19 protein-coding genes, 1 pseudogene and 1 riboswitch are annotated in these 16,709 nt (G+C 70.2%); of the genes and pseudogenes, 10 read left to right on the forward strand and 10 right to left on the reverse strand.

What is annotated here, in order from left to right:
* Positions 1-35 precede the first annotated feature (35 nt).
* Entirely contained in the window at positions 36-1,265 is a 1,230-nt protein-coding gene (gene rocD / locus ACH4U7_RS25445; RefSeq protein WP_398530133.1) for an ornithine--oxo-acid transaminase, read from the reverse strand.
* A gap of 175 nt (positions 1,266-1,440) precedes the next feature.
* On the opposite strand from rocD, the gene add reads away from it, so the two are divergent.
* From add to ACH4U7_RS25465, 4 genes are all read left to right on the forward strand, one after another.
* The gene (gene add, locus ACH4U7_RS25450) at positions 1,441-2,388 is read left to right on the forward strand and encodes an adenosine deaminase (protein ID WP_398530134.1); all 948 of its coding nucleotides are present in this window, start codon (positions 1,441-1,443) and stop codon (positions 2,386-2,388) included.
* Between the two features lie 78 nt (positions 2,389-2,466).
* Positions 2,467-3,015, forward strand: a complete 549-nt coding sequence (locus tag ACH4U7_RS25455; RefSeq protein ID WP_398530135.1) for a VOC family protein — start codon at positions 2,467-2,469, stop codon at positions 3,013-3,015.
* Positions 3,008-3,820 carry a MerR family transcriptional regulator gene (locus tag ACH4U7_RS25460; RefSeq protein ID WP_398530136.1) on the forward strand — a complete coding sequence of 271 codons (813 nt, stop codon included), beginning with the start codon at positions 3,008-3,010 and terminating at the stop codon, positions 3,818-3,820. Before ACH4U7_RS25455 ends, ACH4U7_RS25460 begins: the two co-directional genes overlap by 8 nt.
* A 142-nt stretch (positions 3,821-3,962) precedes the next feature.
* Positions 3,963-4,622 carry a DUF4232 domain-containing protein gene (locus tag ACH4U7_RS25465; protein WP_398530137.1) on the forward strand — a complete coding sequence of 220 codons (660 nt, stop codon included), beginning with the start codon at positions 3,963-3,965 and terminating at the stop codon, positions 4,620-4,622.
* A gap of 172 nt (positions 4,623-4,794) precedes the next feature.
* On the opposite strand, the gene ACH4U7_RS25470 is transcribed toward ACH4U7_RS25465, so the two are convergent.
* The 6 genes from ACH4U7_RS25470 to ACH4U7_RS25495 all read right to left on the reverse strand — a co-directional run bounded on the left by ACH4U7_RS25470 (position 4,795) and on the right by ACH4U7_RS25495 (position 7,831).
* Complete coding sequence (locus tag ACH4U7_RS25470; RefSeq protein ID WP_398530138.1) at positions 4,795-5,121, reverse strand: hypothetical protein; 327 nt, start codon at positions 5,119-5,121, stop codon at positions 4,795-4,797.
* A gap of 259 nt (positions 5,122-5,380) precedes the next feature.
* Complete coding sequence (locus tag ACH4U7_RS25475) at positions 5,381-5,509, reverse strand: hypothetical protein (RefSeq protein ID WP_398530139.1); 129 nt, start codon at positions 5,507-5,509, stop codon at positions 5,381-5,383.
* A gap of 129 nt (positions 5,510-5,638) precedes the next feature.
* Positions 5,639-5,866, reverse strand: coding sequence for a hypothetical protein (locus tag ACH4U7_RS25480; protein ID WP_398530140.1), 228 nt, complete (start codon positions 5,864-5,866; stop codon positions 5,639-5,641).
* Positions 5,863-6,048, reverse strand: coding sequence for a hypothetical protein (locus ACH4U7_RS25485; protein ID WP_398530141.1), 186 nt, complete (start codon positions 6,046-6,048; stop codon positions 5,863-5,865). The genes ACH4U7_RS25480 and ACH4U7_RS25485 overlap by 4 nt, the downstream gene beginning before the upstream one ends.
* Entirely contained in the window at positions 6,045-6,461 is a 417-nt protein-coding gene (locus ACH4U7_RS25490; RefSeq protein ID WP_398530142.1) for a hypothetical protein, read from the reverse strand. The genes ACH4U7_RS25485 and ACH4U7_RS25490 overlap by 4 nt, the downstream gene beginning before the upstream one ends.
* A 152-nt stretch (positions 6,462-6,613) precedes the next feature.
* The gene (locus ACH4U7_RS25495) at positions 6,614-7,831 is read right to left on the reverse strand and encodes a helix-turn-helix domain-containing protein (protein WP_398530143.1); all 1,218 of its coding nucleotides are present in this window, start codon (positions 7,829-7,831) and stop codon (positions 6,614-6,616) included.
* Positions 7,832-7,976: 145 nt separating this feature from the next.
* Positions 7,977-8,070: riboswitch (ZMP/ZTP riboswitch) on the forward strand.
* A 42-nt stretch (positions 8,071-8,112) separates the two neighbouring features.
* Here ACH4U7_RS25495 and glyA point away from each other — a divergent pair.
* Positions 8,113-9,423 carry a serine hydroxymethyltransferase gene (glyA, locus tag ACH4U7_RS25500; protein WP_398530144.1) on the forward strand — a complete coding sequence of 437 codons (1,311 nt, stop codon included), beginning with the start codon at positions 8,113-8,115 and terminating at the stop codon, positions 9,421-9,423.
* On the opposite strand, the gene ACH4U7_RS25505 is transcribed toward glyA, so the two are convergent.
* Together ACH4U7_RS25505 and ACH4U7_RS25510 are read right to left on the reverse strand one after the other, a co-directional pair.
* Positions 9,362-9,925 (reverse strand): hypothetical protein, encoded by a 564-nt coding sequence (locus ACH4U7_RS25505; RefSeq protein ID WP_398530254.1) that lies wholly within the window; start codon positions 9,923-9,925, stop codon positions 9,362-9,364. The two genes, glyA and ACH4U7_RS25505, sit on opposite strands and share 62 nt — an antisense overlap.
* Positions 9,912-10,487: pseudogene (locus tag ACH4U7_RS25510) on the reverse strand (RNA polymerase sigma factor); the annotation flags it as partial. The pseudogene ACH4U7_RS25510 and the gene ACH4U7_RS25505, both read right to left, overlap by 14 nt.
* A 256-nt stretch (positions 10,488-10,743) precedes the next feature.
* Between ACH4U7_RS25510 and trpS the strand changes: the two are divergent.
* From trpS to ACH4U7_RS25525, 3 genes are all read left to right on the forward strand, one after another.
* Positions 10,744-11,757 (forward strand): tryptophan--tRNA ligase, encoded by a 1,014-nt coding sequence (gene trpS / locus ACH4U7_RS25515; protein ID WP_398530145.1) that lies wholly within the window; start codon positions 10,744-10,746, stop codon positions 11,755-11,757.
* 211 nt (positions 11,758-11,968) lie between these two features.
* Positions 11,969-12,568, forward strand: a complete 600-nt coding sequence (locus tag ACH4U7_RS25520) for a 2'-5' RNA ligase family protein (protein WP_398530146.1) — start codon at positions 11,969-11,971, stop codon at positions 12,566-12,568.
* 212 nt (positions 12,569-12,780) lie between these two features.
* Positions 12,781-13,677: a YihY/virulence factor BrkB family protein gene (locus ACH4U7_RS25525; RefSeq protein ID WP_398530147.1), complete on the forward strand. Its 897-nt coding sequence runs from the start codon at positions 12,781-12,783 to the stop codon at positions 13,675-13,677.
* A gap of 26 nt (positions 13,678-13,703) precedes the next feature.
* Here ACH4U7_RS25525 and ACH4U7_RS25530 read toward each other — a convergent pair whose 3' ends face one another.
* Entirely contained in the window at positions 13,704-14,996 is a 1,293-nt protein-coding gene (locus ACH4U7_RS25530; RefSeq protein WP_398530148.1) for a D-alanyl-D-alanine carboxypeptidase family protein, read from the reverse strand.
* Positions 14,997-15,102: 106 nt separating this feature from the next.
* Here ACH4U7_RS25530 and ACH4U7_RS25535 point away from each other — a divergent pair, with 106 nt between their 5' ends.
* Entirely contained in the window at positions 15,103-15,375 is a 273-nt protein-coding gene (locus ACH4U7_RS25535; protein WP_398530149.1) for an SCO4848 family membrane protein, read from the forward strand.
* A 15-nt stretch (positions 15,376-15,390) separates the two neighbouring features.
* On the forward strand, positions 15,391-16,704 hold the full coding sequence (locus tag ACH4U7_RS25540) for a metallophosphoesterase (RefSeq protein WP_398530150.1): 1,314 nt from the start codon (positions 15,391-15,393) through the stop codon (positions 16,702-16,704).
* Positions 16,705-16,709: the final 5 nt, after the last annotated feature.

Below are 16,709 nucleotides of genomic sequence, written 5' to 3' on the forward strand. Positions count from 1 at the left end.
GTCGGTCAGTCGGTCAGTCGGTCAGGCGGGGGCGCTCACCCGGCCAGGACGGCCCGCAGCTGGTCCAGGCCCCAGTCCAGGTCCTCCTTGCTGATCACCAGCGGGGGCGCGAGCCGGATCGTGGAGCCGTGGGTGTCCTTGACCAGCACGCCCCGGTCCATCAGCTTCTCCGAGATCTGCCGCCCGGTGCCGTACGAGGGGTCGATGTCCACCCCCGCCCACAGCCCCCGCCCGCGTACGGCCCGTACGCCGCCGCTGCGGTGCGCCGGGCTGTCCACCAGCAGCCCCAGCTCGCTGTGCAGATGCTCGCCGAGCTCCGCCGCCCGCTGCTGGAACTCACCGGTCCGCAGGATGGCGATGACCTCCAGCGCTACCGCGCAGGCCAGCGGATTGCCGCCGAAGGTCGAACCGTGCTCGCCCGGCCGGTACACGCCAAGCACCTCATGGGACGACACCACCGCCGACACCGGCACCACACCGCCGCCGAGCGCCTTGCCCAGCACATACACATCCGGGACCACGCCCTCGTGCTCACAGGCGAAGGTCTTGCCGGTACGCCCCAGGCCGGACTGGATCTCATCCGCGATGAACAGCACATTCCGCGCCCGGGTCAGCTCCCTGACCCCGGCCAGATACCCGGCCGGTGGCACCAGCACCCCCGCCTCGCCCTGGATCGGCTCCAGCAGCACCGCCACCGCGTCCTCGCCGGCGGCGTCCAGGGCTGCCTCCATCGCGGCCAGATCGCCGTACGGCACGATCTCGAAGCCCGGCGTATACGGACCGAAGTCGGCCCGGGCCTCGGGGTCGGTGGAGAAGCTGATGATGGTGGTCGTTCGGCCGTGGAAGTTGTTGTCCGCGACGATGATCTTCGCCCGGCCGTCCGGGACCCCCTTGACGCGGTAGCCCCACTTCCGTGCGGTCTTCACGGCCGTCTCCACCGCCTCCGCCCCCGTGTTCATGGGCAGCACCATCTCCATGCCGCACAGCTCGGCCAGCTGTGAGCAGAAAGTGGCGAAGCGGTCGTGATGGAACGCGCGGGAGGTGAGCGTGACCCGCTCCAGCTGGGCCTTCGCGGCGTCGATCAGCTGCCGGTTGCCGTGCCCGAAGTTGAGCGCGGAGTACCCGGCGAGCATGTCGAGGTACCGCCTCCCCTCGACATCGGTCATCCAGGCGCCCTCCGCGGACGCGACGACGACCGGAAGCGGATGGTAGTTGTGCGCGCTGTGTGCCTCGGCGGCGGCGATGGCGCGTTCCGTTGAGGTCAAAATCATGCTCCGTTCGGTGTCGGCGCTGATCTGTGCTCTTTTCTATCGTCGCCCGGGTGGTTTGCGAAGAAACTTTACGGCGCGGGGCTGGCCCGCGGGAGCGGGCCGACGCCCGGCCGTGGCGGCGGCCAGATAATGTCGGCGCCGCGGGCCCCCGACTGCTTAGGGTCCTGCCGTGAGAGATCTACGCCTGTTGCCCAAGGCCCATCTGCACACCCACCTGGAAAGCACCGTCCGTCCTACAACGATCCGCGAGCTGGGAGGCGAGCCGCCCGCCCAGGACCGGCCGTTCACCAGTTTCCGGGAGTTCGCCGACCAGCGGGCCGCGGTGCGCGCGCTGCTGCGCGACCATCGGCACTTCCGCCGTATCGCCGAGGAGTTCTGCCAGGACGAGGCGGGCCAGGGCGTCCGCTACGCGGAGGTCACCTTCACCGCCGCGGCCCACGGCGAGCGCGTCGGCGATCCGGAGATGCCGCTGCAAGCCGTGCTGGAGGGACTGGCCACCGGCGCGGAACGGTACGGCATCCAGACCCGGGTGATCCTGGACCACTCGCGCCGCCGCCCCGTCGAGCGGCTGTGGCACAGCCTCAAGCTGGCCACCCGGTACCCGCAGGTGATCGCCATCGGCCTCGCGGGAGACGAGTCCTACCCGGCGGCGCCCTTCGCCGACGTACTCCAGGCCGCCCGCGAGGCGGGGCTGCACCTGGTGCACCATGCCGGGGAGACGGCCGGCCCGGACAGTGTCCGGGAGGCCCTGACGGTGGGGCATGCGGAGCGGATCGGCCACGGCATCCGCGTACTGGAGGATCCGGACCTGGTGGCCGAGCTGCGGAGACGCCGTGTGCCGCTGGAGGTCTGCCCCTCCTCCAACGTCCTGCTCGGCCTGGTGCCGTCACTGGCGCAGCACCCGCTGCCGCGCCTGGTCGAGGCCGGTCTGACGGTCACCGTGAACACCGACGGGGAGACGTCGCTGGCGGCGGAGTACCAGCGCGCCCGGGAGATTTTCGGGTACAGCGACGCCGAACTGGCGAATTTGGCCCGCGCCTCGGTCGAGGGCAGCTTCGCTCCCGTGGAGTTGAAGGCGAAGATCGGCGCTGAGATCGAGCAATGGCTGAGCGGATGAGGGCGGCTCATCGGGCAGGGGATCGTCGGGCGAATCCGGCTTGACCCTCACGTTGCGTGAGGCCGGAGGGTGGGGTGCATGAGCGACTACTACAACGCGTTTGAGATGAGCCCTGTGCCCGATCCCGGCCCGGACGCGGTTCCGCCGGAGCCGTTCCGTGGCATCTACGGAATGCCCGCGTTCGTGACGATCCCCACGAGCGATTTGGCGGCGTCGGTGGACTTCTGGATTCGTGGGCTCGGATTCTTCGAGCTGTTCAGCATCCCCGGCAGGCTTGTGCATCTGCGCCGGTGGGCGTTCCAGGACGTACTCCTCGTCACGGCGGCGAGCGTTCCGGAGCAGCCACCAGCGATGAGCTTCAGTTTCTCGGGCGTGCTCAGCCAGGTCGATTCCCTTGCCGAGGCATGCCGTGCGCTGCGCCCGAACTCGGTCGACGGTCCACGGGACACTCCCTGGAACACCCGCGATGTGGAGGTGATCACCCCCGAGAACGCACGGATCGTTTTCACCGCGGCCAAGCCCTTTGATCCGGCCAGCCAGGAGGCGCGGAACCTTGCAGCCATCGGGATCACCCCACCGGGCGACGGCCACGGCGACAACGACGGCGACAATGAGGAGCATGCCTGATGCCGCTGACGCCATTGACGCCGACGGCCTGACCGTCGGCCAGGTCGCGACGCGTCTGGGCGTGACAGTCCGCGCGCTGCACCACTGGGATGAGATCGGTCTGGCGCGACCGTCGCTGCGCACGGCTGCCGGATACCGGCTCTACACCGCTGGTGATCTGGAACGCCTGCACCGCATCGTCGTCTACCGTGAGCTCGGTCTCGGCCTGGACAGGATCGGGGCCATCCTGGACGACTCGACCGCGGACGTGCCCGGCGCATTGCGCGCGCAGCGCACCCAGGTCGCGACACGGATCGACCGCCTCCAGCAACTCAGCGCCGGACTGGACCGGATGATCGACGCCCACGAGCGCGGCCTGCTGCTGACCGTCGAGCAGCAGGCCGCGATCTTCGGCCCCCAGTGGAACCCGGACTCGCCCGCCCAAGCCCGTCAGCGCTACGGAGACACGACGCAATGGCGGCAGTACGCCGAACGCTCAGCCTCTCGCGGCCCGGAGGAATGGCAGACCGTCGCCGACGCCGTTGCCGGCCTCGACCGCGCCCTCGGGGACGCGATGGACGCCGGTGTCACACCTGGTAGCCCGGAAGCGAATCAACTCGTCGAGAGGCACCGCGAAGTCTTTGCTTCATATTTTCCCCTGACCAGACAGATGCAGGTCTGTCTCGGCCGCATGTACGAGGCCGATCCGGGATTCGCCGCCCACTACGACGGCATCCGCGCCGGCCTTGCCACGTGGTTCCGCCGCATCATCGACGCCAGCGCACGCGCCCACAGCATCGACCCCGACACCGCGACCTGGCAGTAGAGCGCGGGTCCGCGGGGCGTTAGTGGGACGTTAGCGGCTCGGCAGCCGGGCGGCAGTGGCACGACAGCGGGGGACGAGAGGCTTGAGCCGTACCGAGAAAGACACACCGGAAACGGCCAAGTCCATCTGGGGGGAACCCACCATGTCGATCACCGCCTTCACCGCCCGCCGCGCCCGTACCCTGCGTCTGGCCGCGGTCGGCCTGACCGCGGTCGCCGCCCTCACCCTCACCGCCTGCAACAGCAACGAGGGCACCGGCACCAAGAGCGAGGCTCCGGCCGAGCACAGCGATCAGCGCCTCGACGCCGCGGGCGGCGCGAAGAAGGGTGGCGGCACCGAGCAGGCCGGGTCGTCCGAGGACGGCGCCAAGGGCTCGGGTGGCTCGGAGCAGGAGATCGGCCCCTGTGACATCAACAAGCTGACGGTCGGCGTCAAGTCGGTTCAGCGGCCGGTGAACTACATGGTGCTCGAGGTGAACAACCATGCGGGCGTGGACTGCAACATGCCCGGCTACCCGGTCCTGAAGTTCGGCGAGGACGCCCAGGCCGCCACCCCGGTGTACGAGGACAGCAAGCCGCAGGCCGTGGTCACCCTCGCCCCCGGCGAGACCGCGTACGCCGGAATCCGCACCTCGTCCGCCGACGGCTCGGGCCAGAACGGCTACAAGGCCACCTCCCTGGAGGTCTTCCTCGAAGGCTCCGACGACTCCAAGTCCGTCGAACTCCCCGGCGGCTCCGTCTACATCGACAACAGCGCCAAGGTCACCTACTGGCAGAGCGACCTGTCCAACGCCCTCGACTAACCCGCCCAACTAACCCACCCGACTAACACCCCCGGCTGACGACCGGCCGACCAACCCGGCCCACAGACCCGGGGAGCCGCCTCCCCCCGGCTTCCCGCCCCGATGGCCCCCGCCCCCGCGGGGGCCATCGGCCTTTCCGGGCGAGGCATCCGGTGGGATCTTCCGGCGGTAGCTAGGGGAATATCGGGCAGGGGATGGTCGGGCGGGTCCGGTTCGCGCTGCAAGCGACCACCTGGACCGAGGCGAATCCTGTCCCCCGCAGATACCACCCGCCGACGACGTCCCCGCCCCAGCTGAGCCGGTCATCGGCGGCGGCGAAGCGTTCGGCTTGCCGGGTGGGGTTCTTGTCGTGGTCGGTCATGAAGGAGGGGGCCAGGTCGGTGACCTGGTCTCGGTACCAGGCCGAGGCCTTCTCTGGCTCCTCGAAGGTCGCCTTGATCGTTCTGGCTGGTCGCAGCAGCCAGTGCGCTACCTCCAGGGGCGGTACGTCGCTTGCCATGAAAGCGGGGCTGGCGGACGCGATCTGCTTCCACTCCTGGGGCGACATGTTCTGGACGACGAGATGAGGCGGCCGACGCGCGGACTCGTCATCATAGGTTCGGCGTTCTCCGGTCCAGCGGTAGCAGTGCCAGTGATCAGGCATGGGTGGGGGCGGTGGGGTCATGTGGGGGGCTCCGGTGTGGTGGGGAGCGGCCCCGCCCTGCGGCGGGGGCGGTCTGAGGACGGGGCCGCGGTCTGGCTACGGCGCCTGGCGCGGGTTACCTCGCGTACTGGCGTCCGTCGTCGGAGTCGCCGGGCGTCTGGCCGCCGGATGTTGGGGTGTCGGTGTCGGGCATGGTGTCGCGGTCGTCCGGGTCCTGGAGTTGGACGGCGTGCTGTAATCGCATGGGCTGCTCCTGTGTGTTCAGGTGCGCAGGGGTGTCTCCGCGTGGTTGCGCGGTCCTCGTCCCGGCCCACTGGCCTGCAAGCGGGAGGCCGGGGCGAAGGTGGGGTGGGCCACCGAGCGGCCCACCGGTCTAGGTGGCGTCCGCCTTCAGCACCTCGACGGGCGGCGTCTTGTGGCAGTCGCAGCCACAGCGGACGGTCATGATGAGCACTCCGTGAGTGGCGGGCGGTACCGGCTTCAGCCGGACTTCGCCAGGTCCCTTGCAGAACGCGTGGATCTCGGCCGGCGTGGTGTCGGGCTCGGCCGTATACAGCGCGCAGTACGGGGACATCTGCCGGGCGCCCACCGGGACGGTCACCTCGTCTGCCTCTCGCGCTGCAGGGTGACCAGCACGTCGTAGAGGTCGGCGTCGGGGTGCGGCCGTTGGCGGTCGCAGTCCGGGCACAGGTGGCGCAGACAGCCGGGCCCGGAGGCCGACGCGCGCAGCAGGGTGATCGGTTCGCGGGTGGGCTTGTCGCAGCGATAGCAGCATTCGGTCACCGGGTGGCCCCTTCACGTGGGCCGAGCGCCGCGCTGGTGGCGATCTTCAGCGCGGCGAGGAGAGCCGTCGGGTCGGTGAGATGCCGGGTGTGCCGGGGCGGTACGCGCCAACGCACCCCGGGCCCCCTACGGGAGCCGATGGCGGGCACCTCGATATAGGCGGTCGCTCCCCAGACCTGGATGCTGGGCAGCGCACTCATGTCCCACGCGGCGGCTGCCCGGGGAGCGATGAGCCAGCACAGCACCCCGTCGAAGGGATTCTCGATGACCGCGCCCACGTCGTCGCCGAGCAGTTCCAGGGCCTGTTCACCGATGAAGCGTGGGACGCGTACGACGTCCCACCATTGACCAGCGGCCTGCAACTGCGCGTTGCGGCCGCTTGGCGGTGTCCATGGTTCGACTTTGGTCGGCATGTGCGCCCCTTGTCATGCGTAGGCGGCGCCGGTCTGCCCTGGCGGGGGTCGCGCGATCGGGCCGCTGTCCAGTGGGCGCAACTTAGGGGCACCGCGCGCAAGCAGACAGTGACGAGCCGTCCTACTTTCGCACCCGGGTAGGACGCGATGCCCTATCCGTCCAGGTGAAGACGGTCTGCGAGTTGCGTTACCGGAGAGGTGCGGCGCCGCTCCCGGCTGCGCAGCTCGGCCACGAGCTGCCGCGCGGTGCCGTGGTACCTCATCCACTCGGGCGCGTCTTCCTCAGCTTTCAGCAGGGCGCGGACGGCCGACGCATCCCGGTGGAGATCGGAGTACGCCAGGGCGCGATCCACATGAAACCGAGCCCGCCACGTCGGTGGAAGCGATCCGACGCCCTGCACAGTGCGGGCCGTAGCTACCGCATCGGCGCTTTGCTCCATCTCAACCAGAAAATTCACCTTCGCTACACCCGCGTTGGTTGGGCCGAACGGAGTGGCGTAGTCGAGGCGGTCGGCTCCGATGCTTGCTGCGGCGCCCGTTGACAGCCTCAGGAGCTCCTTCACCCTGTCGTACTTGCCCTCGCCCTGACGCACGGTCGCAGTGGCCGCCCGCAACAGCAGAATTCCCCACAGCGAGAGATCAACAGGCTGAGAGCGGAAGCCGGGGTTGATCTGGTCGGCATACGTCAGTGCCACGCGCTCGGCATCTTCAAGGCGCCCTTGCTTCGTGAAGATCCATGCCAGTGTCGAGGCGCCAATGGATTCGAGGTGGGGGTCGTCGGAGCGTCTGGCCGCCTCCGTAGCGCGCTCCATGGCGGTGAACGCGGCATCTTCCTTGCCCAGCGCTGTGAGCGTGGTCGCCGCCACTTGATATGCCTCGGCCAGGACGGCATGGGCGGCTGCTTGGTCGCTGCCGTGGTAGGCGCGGGCCGCAGCGCGGGCGTCTCGGATGAGCTGAGGCAGAAGCGAACCGATTTCACCCATGCGTCCCTCGCGACGGATGACCTCGGTCGAGCGAAGCGAAGCGCGCAGCGCTCCTACGGAGGGTGGGTCTTCCGTGTCGGGGTCCTCGCCGAGCAGGTCGGACAGCGGTGAGACCGCCTGTCTCAATGCGAGCACGGAGGGTGTGTCGCCATCGGAGCGCACCTCGAAGGTCGTTGGCTGACCGACCAGTGCCGATGTCTCGACATCCAGGGCGCGGGCCAGCTGGTTCAGTGTGGAAAGCCGAGCCGTCAGTCGCCGGTTCTGCTCAAGCTTCCGCACGGTGTCCACCGACACGTTCGCGTGCTCGGCAAGCTGCTCTTGCGTCAGCTCCCGTCGCTCACGGAGCCGGCCGATTCGATCGCCGATCGTCTCGTTCGCGTACTGCATAGTCACCCCCACCAGGTGAACGGTTCATCCACGCTACGCCGCAGGGAGCCCCAAGCACGAGTCTGTTCACCTCCAGGGCGTACGAGCTGACCCGTCATCCCCGCCGCCCGGCTGGGCCGAAACCGCGCCATGACTAGAGTGGGTGCGTGCACGCCGTGACTGGCGAACGTGGAAGCGACCACGAGGAAGCGGTGTGCGGCTGCGACCATCACGAGGTGCCGCCCGCCTGGGCACCCCGGGACTTCGACCGGACCAACCGACCGATCGCCCGGAGGACACCAATGAGCCAGCCTCTCTCCCATTCCGACTCCGCCTCTTCCCCCGGCCCCTTCCTCCCCCATCCCGCGTTGGCGGAGGCCGACCCGGAGCTTGCCGCGCTGGTGGGGGCGGAGGAGCGGCTGCAGGCGGAGACCCTGCGCATGATCCCCAGCGAGAACTATGTCTCCAGCGCCGTTCTGGAGGCATCCGGCACGGTGCTCCAGAACAAGTACAGCGAGGGCTACCCGGGCCGCCGCTATTACGAGGGCCAGCAGGTCATCGACCAGGTCGAGACCCTGGCGGCGGACCGCGCGAAGGCCGTGTTCGGGGTCGAGCACGCCAATGTGCAGCCGTACTCCGGCTCGCCCGCCAACCTCGCCGTCTACCTGGCCTTCGCCGAGCCCGGCGACACCGTGATGGGCATGTCGCTGCCCATGGGCGGCCATCTCACCCACGGCTGGGGCGTCTCCGCCACCGGCAAGTGGTTCCGCGGTGTCCAGTACGGGGTGCGGCAGGACACCGGGCTGATCGACTTCGACGAGGTGCGCGACCTGGCCCGTAAGGAGCGCCCCAAGGTGATCTTCTGCGGTGGTACGGCGGTGCCCCGCACCATCGACTTCGCCGCCTTCGCGGAGATCGCCCGCGAGGTGGACGCGGTGCTGGTCGCCGACATCGCTCATATCGCCGGACTCATCGCGGGCGGCGCCCACCCCTCCCCGGTGCCGCATGCCGATGTCGTCTCCACCACCACCCACAAGACGCTGCGCGGCCCGCGCGGCGCGATGCTGATGTCGCGCGAGGTCCATGCCAAGGCGATCGACAAGGCCGTCTTCCCCGGGCTGCAGGGCGGCCCGCACAACCAGACCACCGCGGGCATCGCCGTCGCCCTGCACGAGGCCGCCCAGCCCGCCTTCCGCGAGTACGCCCACGCCATCGTCGCCAACGCCCAAGCCCTCGCCGAAGCCCTGCTCGCCCGAGGCTTCGACCTGGTCTCCGGCGGCACCGACAACCACCTGATCCTTATGGACCTCACGCCCAAGGACGTACCGGGCAAGGTCGCGGCCAAGGCGCTCGACCAGGCCGGGATCGTGGTGAACTACAACACCGTCCCCTTCGACCCGCGCAAGCCCTTCGACCCCTCCGGCATCCGGATCGGCACCCCCTCCCTGACCTCCCGCGGCCTGCGCACCGAGCACATGGCCACCGTCGCCGAGTGGATCGACCGGGGCGTGGGTGCCGCCGGGAGCGGCGACGAGGAAACGCTCGCCAAGATCAGGGCCGAGGTCGCCGAGCTGATGGCCGCCTATCCCGCCCCCGGTCTGCCGACCGCCTGACTTCGTCCGGGATGGCCTCGTCCGGGATGGCTTCGTCCGGGATGGCTTCGTCCGAGCTGATCCCGTCCGGGCTGACTTCGTCCGGGATGGCTTCGTCCGAGCTGATCCCGTCCGGGCTGGCTTCGTCCGGGCTGGCCCCTTCCGACTGGAAGCCCTCCGGCCTGGGCCCGGGCTGGTCGTCCGCGGAGCCCTGTCCGGCCGTCAGGCCGGGCAGGTCCCGCCACTGCTCGTCCGCCCGGACCTGGACCCGCCCGTCCTGGTCCGGAGCGGCCGCGGGGGCGGCCGCCGAAGCGCCCACTATCCGCGCCATCACCCGCTCGATCAGCGTCTCTCCGTCCACCGGCGACCCGCCCAGCGGGGGAGACTCCAGCGCGCGCCCGAGCGCCCGCAACTCGTCGGGCAGGTGCCCGTCCCCGTCCCCGCTCCGGGCCACAGCCTCGGTGTCCTTCGCGGGCGACCCCGAGCCCCTCTCCGCAGTCCTTTCCGCGTTCCTCTCCGTCACTTCCTCGCCTTCCTTCCTCCTCCGCCACCAGCCCCTCCAGCCGCCTCAGCGCACGGCTGAGCCGGGACTTCACCGTGCCGCGCGGCCAGCCGAGCGCTTGCGCGGTCTCCGACTCGTCCAGATCCAGCAGATAGCGGTAGGTGACCACCCGCCGCTGCGGCTCGCTCAGCTCGTCCAGCGCGGCCAGCAGTCGGGCCCGCCGCTCGCCCGCGAGCGCCGCCACCGCCGGGTCCGCGGATTCCGGTATGGCCGGCTCGGATCCGCCGCGGCCGGCACAGCCGCCCAGCGCCGCTTCCCGGCCCACCGCCGTGCGCATTCGGCGCGCCGAGCGGAGCAGGTTGCTGGTCTCGTTGGTCACGATCCGCAGCAGCCATGGGCGGAACGACGCGCCGTCCCGGAATCCCTCCAGGGCGAGATACGCCTTGACGAAGGCGTCCTGCACCACGTCCTCCGCGTCGGGGCCCGCCCCGAGCAGCACGGCGGTGCGATGGGCGATCGGTGCGTGTGCGCGCATCAGCTCCGCGTACGCCTCGGTGTCCCCGGCGCGCACCCGCGCGATGATCTCCGCTTCGGTCGAAGCCGTCTCCGCTTCGGCCGACGCCGTCTCGGCCCCGGCCCCTGCCGACCGCGCGCCTACCGACCGCGCGCCTACCGACCGCGCGCCTGCCGACCGCGCCCCTGCCGACAGTGCCCCAGCCAACCGCGCCCCTGCCGTCTTCCGCACGGCGAGGTCCCCCTCCCGCGCCCTCTCACGAGTCCTCACACCTTTCATACACCGGCGGACCGAGACCGGTTCCACACCTGAGAGAATGGGTGCCATGGCCCTCGATCGTCCCCGTGCACTCTCCGGTATCCAGCCCACCGCAGGCTCGTTCCACCTCGGGAACTACCTCGGTGCGATCCGGCAGTACGTCGCGCTGCAGGAGACCCACGACGCCTTCTACATGGTCGTGGACCTGCATGCGATCACCGTGCCGCAGGATCCGGCGGCGCTGCGCGCCAACACCCGCCTCGCCGCCGCCCAGCTGCTCGCCTCCGGGCTCGACCCGGACCGCTGCACCCTCTTCATCCAGAGCCATGTGCCCGAGCACGCGCAGCTCGCCTGGGTGATGAACTGTCTGACGGGCTTCGGCGAGGCGTCCCGGATGACCCAGTTCAAGGACAAGACGGCCAAGCAGGGCGCGGACCGGGCCACTGTCGGGCTCTTCACCTACCCGATCCTCCAGGTCGCCGACATCCTGCTCTACCAGGCCAACCATGTCCCGGTCGGCGAGGACCAGCGCCAGCACGTCGAGCTGACCCGTGACATCGCCGAGCGCTTCAACGGGCGCTTCGGCGACACGTTCACCATTCCCGCTCCGCATATCGTCAAGGAGACCGGGAAGATCTACGACCTTCAGGACCCGGCGATCAAGATGAGCAAGTCGGCGTCCACGCCCAAGGGCATCATCAGCCTGCTGGACGAGCCCAAGGTCTCGGCGAAGAAGATCAAGAGCGCGGTCACGGACACCGAGACCGAGATCCGCTACGACGAGGAGAAGAAGCCCGGCGTCAGCAATCTGCTGACCATCTACTCCACCCTCACCGGCACCACGATCGCCGACCTGGAGCGGAAGTACGAGGGCAAGGGCTACGGTGCGCTCAAGACCGAGCTCGCCGAGGTGCTGGTCGAGTGGGTCACCCCCTTCCGCGAGCGTACGCAGGAATACCTCGCGGACCCCGAGACGTTGGACGGAATCCTGGCCAGGGGTGCGGGGAAGGCCCGCGCCGTCGCGTCCGACACGCTGGCCCGCGCCTACGACAAGGTGGGCTTCCTGCCCGCCAAGCACTGACCCGCCAAGCACTGGCACTACTCGCACTGATCGGCACTACTCGATCACCTCGATCACCGGCCGATGTCCCAACGCCCCCTTCGCGGGGGCCGTGGGTACGTGCGCCGATGGACCGGCGAACCTAGCCGCGAAGGCGGCCCAGCCGCCACACTGACACCGGATACAGCGGCTCAGGCCCACAACGCCCGGGAGGGCCAGGAGGGAGAACGCAGTGGGGACCGTAACGCTCGGCGTTTCGATCGCGGTCCCGGAGCCGTACGGCAGCTATCTGCAGCAGCGGCGCGCGGGCTTCGGCGACCCTGCCGCTCATGGCATCCCCACCCACGTCACGCTGCTGCCGCCCACCGAGGTCGACTCCTCGGCGCTGCCCGGCGTCGAGCGCCATCTGGCGACGGTCGCGACCGAGGGCCGGCCGTTCACGATGCGGCTGGAGGGCACCGACACCTTCCGCCCGCTGTCCCCGGTCGTCTACGTCAAGATCGTCGAGGGCGTCGAGGAGTGCGCGGCGCTCCAGGAGCGGGTGCGGGTCGCCTCCGGGCCGTGCGCCCGTGAGCTGCAGTTCCCGTACCACCCGCATGTCACGATCGCCCATGGCATCGACGAGGAGGCCATGGACCGGGCGTACGCGGAGTTGAAGGACTTCGAGGCGGCCTGGACGATCGACGGCTTCGCGCTCTATCAGCAGGGCGCGGACGGGGTCTGGCGCCTGGAGCGCGAATACCCCTTCGGCGACGGACCCGGCCCGTCGGGCCCCGGCCCGGTGCTCCCTCGCCAGGTCAACCTGTGCCGTCCGCCCGCGCCGTCCCTCTAACGGATCCGTAAGAGCCAACGGGCCCGTAAGAGCCAACGGGCCCGTAAGAGCCAACGGGCCCGTAAGAGCCAACGGGCCCGTAAGGGCCAACGGTCCGTAAGAGTGATGAGCGGGGTGTCGGACAAGTCGATTCCGGCTGACGGCCCGTCGTAGCGAGACCCTGGCCTCCTCGCCCCGGGGACTGGAAGCCGACCGAAGGGTACTCGCTGATCATGGACTGGTTGACCCGGCTGCCCGTGATCGGCCCCCTGATCGTCCGGCTGATGCACACCCACGCATACCGCTCGTACGAGACGCTGGAGCGCGTCCACTGGACCCGGCTCGCCGCCGCCATCACCTTCATCAGCTTTCTCGCCTTCTTCCCTCTGATCACCGTCGCCGCCGCGATCGGCGCCGCGACGCTCAGCGCGGACCAGATGCGGCAGCTGGAGAAGAAGCTCGCCCAGCAGGTCCCCGGGATCTCCGGCCAGCTCGACCTCAGCGGCCTCATCGAGAACGCCGCCACCATCGGCATCGTCGCCGGCGTGCTGCTGCTGTTCACCGGCATCGGCTGGGTGGGCTCGCTGCGTGAGTGTCTGCGCGCGGTGTGGGAGCTGGAGGAGGACCCCGGCAACGCGGTGAAGCGCAAGCTCAAGGACGCCGTCGTGCTCTTCGGCCTCGGCGGCGTCGCGCTCGCCTCCTTCGCCGTGTCCGGCTTCGCCGTCACCGCCGTCGGCTGGACCGCGCGCCATCTGGGCATCCCCGAGAACGGGCCCGGCGGCTCGCTGCTGCGGCTGGCGGCCTTCGCGGCCGCCGTCGTCGCCGACTTCCTGCTGCTGTGCTACGTCCTGACCTGGCTGCCCGGCGTACAGCCACCCCGCAGGAGCGTCGTCGTCGCGGCACTCATCGGCGCGATCGGCCTCGAACTGCTCAAACTGCTGCTGAGCAGCTACCTCCAGAACGTCGCGGCCAAGAGCATGTACGGGGCTTTCGGGGTGCCCATCGCCCTGCTCCTGTGGATCAACTTCACCGCCAAGCTGACGCTCTACTGCGCCGCCTGGACCGCCACCAAGCCCGTCCCCGAGCCGGAGCGGCCCGGGCTGGAAATCCCCCAGCCCGAGCGCTCCTGACGTCGGGACTTGCGAGCAGAGCGTGCTCAGCCGCGTGAGCGGCGCCGTACCAGCTCCGGCAGCGGCCACCGCCGGTGCACCGCGTACGCCACGCCGCCCAGCAGCACCAGCGAGCCGCCCGTGACGCCGACCGCCGTCCACATGCCGCCCGAGCCCGAGCCGTCGTCGCCGGGCGAGACGGCCGCCTGGGCGTGGTCGCCGGTCTTCTTCCCGCTGCCTCCGGCGCCGTCCGACCCGGACCCGCTCTCCAGGCCCTTGGGGCCCGGCCGGACGAGCGTGCCCACCGGCTCGATCTTGTCGGCCGCCTTGAAGCCCCAGTCGAAGAGTTTCGAGGTCTCCTTGTATACCTCGTTGGCCTCCTCCTTCTGCGGGTTCATGACCGTGACCAGCAGCACCCGGTCGCCGTGCTGCGCGACCCCGGTGAAGGTGGAGCCAGCGTGCGTCGTGTAGCCGTTCTTCACCCCGGCGATGCCCTTGTACTGCGGGACCTCGTAGCCGGTCAGCAGGCGGTTGGTGTTCTGGATCGCGAAGCTCTCGCGCTTCTTCTTCCCCTTGTTCTTCTTGTCCTTCTTGTACTCCCCGGGGAACTGCGCGGTCGCCGTCGAGCAGTACTCCCGGAAGTCCGCCTTCTGCAGCCCCGAGCGGGCGAAGAGCGTGAGGTCGTACGCGCTGCTGACCTGGCCCTTCTCGTCGTAGCCGTCCGGGGTGACGACATGCGTGTCGAGCGCGTTCAGCTGCTCGGCGTGCGCCTGCATCTCCTGGACCGTCTTCCCCTTGCCCCCGTTCATCGCGGACAGCACATGCACCGCGTCGTTGCCCGAGCGCAGGAAGACACCGAGCCACAGATCGTGCACCGAGTAGGTCAGGTTCTCCTTGACCCCGACCAGGCTGCTGCCCGCCCCCATGCCCGCCAGGTCGGACGGCGCCACCTTGTGCTCGCGGTCCTTGGGGAGCTTGGGCAGCACCGTGTCCGCGAAGAGCATCTTGAGGGTCGACGCGGGCGGCAGCTTCCAGTGGGCGTTGTGCGCGGCGAGTACGTCGCCGGACTCGGCGTCGGCCACCATCCAGGAGAGTCCGCTCAGCCCCTTGGGCAGCGCGGGCGCGCCGCCCTTCAGCGAGACCTGGGTGCCCGGGCGGCCGAGCCGTTCGCCGCCCACGTCGGACATCTTGGCGGGCGGCTTGGGGGTGTCGTCGTCGCGGTCGGCGGTCGGCGCGGCCTGGGCCGGGGCGGCGGACAACAGGGCGGCCAGGAGAAGGGCGGCGGAGGCGGCCAGGGGGGCGGCGGTGCGCCGCTTGGGGGCGCGGGAGGAGGTCGGCACGCCTGTGAACGTACCGGCCGTCGAACCCCCGGGCGAAATGGCTGCGGTCTTGCGAGTGTTCGACCCGCGCGAGGTACGTCCGCCATGCGTGTTCATACTGGAAAGCATGAAGCTCAGCCGCCCCATTTCCTGGTTCCTGCTCGCCTTCGGGGTCTGGAGCTGGGCCATCTGGTTCACCTTTGTCAAAAACTTGTGGAAGGACAGCAGCGGGCTGGCTTTCGACGACGCCGGAGATCCCACCGCGTACTTTTGGGTGCATCTGCTGCTCGCGATCACCTCGTTTCTCTTGGGGACGGGGATCGGCGTGATCGGGTTCCGTGGGCTGCGCGCTCTGCGCCACGAGGACGCCGCTGAAGCCGCAGAAAAGCAGCAGCGCTGAACGGGAGGACCTGGGTTGGTCGTGCTCTTCGCCCTCGTGGCGCTTGCCATCGTCGGCCTGCTGGCCGGCGTCCACTGGTATCTGTGGCGCCGGCTCGTCCGCGATACGACGGCGCGGGGCGGGCGCGCCCGGCGCGCCGGTACGGTCGCCGCGGCGGTCCTGCCCCTGATCAGCGTGGGCGCGCTGGTCTCCGGGCGGGCCGGAGCGCCCTTCGCCCTGCAGCAGGCCCTGGCCTGGCCGGGGTATCTGTGGCTGGCGCTGGTGCTGTATCTGACGCTCGCCCTGCTGGCGGGCGAGGCGGTACGGCCGCTGCTGCGCCGATGGCTGGAGCGGCGCGACGCGGCCCGGTCCGGTCAGCCTCAGCCCGAGCCCGAGCCGATCGCCTCGCCCGCCGAACCGCCCGCCGACTCTTGTATGGAGCGGACGCCGGTGGCTGTGGACGAGGCGGTGCGCACCGAGACCGAGACCGAGACCGAGACCGCGACCACTGACGCGCCACCGCCCCCCTCCCGGCGGCTGTTCGTCGCGCGGACCGTGGCTGTCGGGGCGGCCGCCGTGGCGGCGGGCACCGTGGGGTACGGGACGTACACCGTGCTGCGCGGTCCGCGCCTGAAGCGGGTCACCGTGCCGCTGGCCAAGCTGCCGCGCCAGGCGCACGGGTTCCGGATCGCCGTGGTCAGCGATATCCACCTCGGGCCGATCCTGGGCCGCGCCCACACCCGGCGGATCGTGGAGACGATCAACCGCACCAGCCCCGATCTGATCGCCGTCGTCGGCGACCTCGTCGACGGCAGCGTCGAGGATCTGGGCCCCGCCGCCGAGCCGCTGCGCGAGCTGCGCGCCCGCCATGGGTCGTACTTCGTCACCGGCAATCACGAGTACTTCTCCGGCGCGGCCCAGTGGGTCGACCACGTACGCGAGCTCGGGCTGCGGCCGCTGGAGAACCAGCGCACCGAGCTGGGCGGCTTCGACCTCGCCGGGGTGAACGACGTCGCGGGCGAGGACGAGGGCCAGGGCCCCGACTTCAAGGCGGCGCTCGGCGATCGCGACCCGGCCCGCGCCTGTGTGCTGCTCGCCCACCAGCCCGTGGTGATCCACGACGCGGTGGACCACGGCGTGGATCTCCAGCTGTCCGGGCACACCCACGGCGGCCAGATGTGGCCCGGCAACTACGTGGCCGAGCTCGCGAACCCGACCGCCGCCGGACTCGAGCGCTACGGCGACACACAGCTCTACGTCACGCGCGGCGCCGGCGCCTGGGGCCCGCCGGTACGGGTGGGGGCGCCGCCGGACATCACCGTCGTGGAGCTGGCGGCGACCCGCGCCTGACCCCC

This window comes from Streptomyces sp. NPDC020845 (assembly GCF_044334165.1).
In the GTDB taxonomy this organism is placed as follows: domain Bacteria; phylum Actinomycetota; class Actinomycetes; order Streptomycetales; family Streptomycetaceae; genus Streptomyces.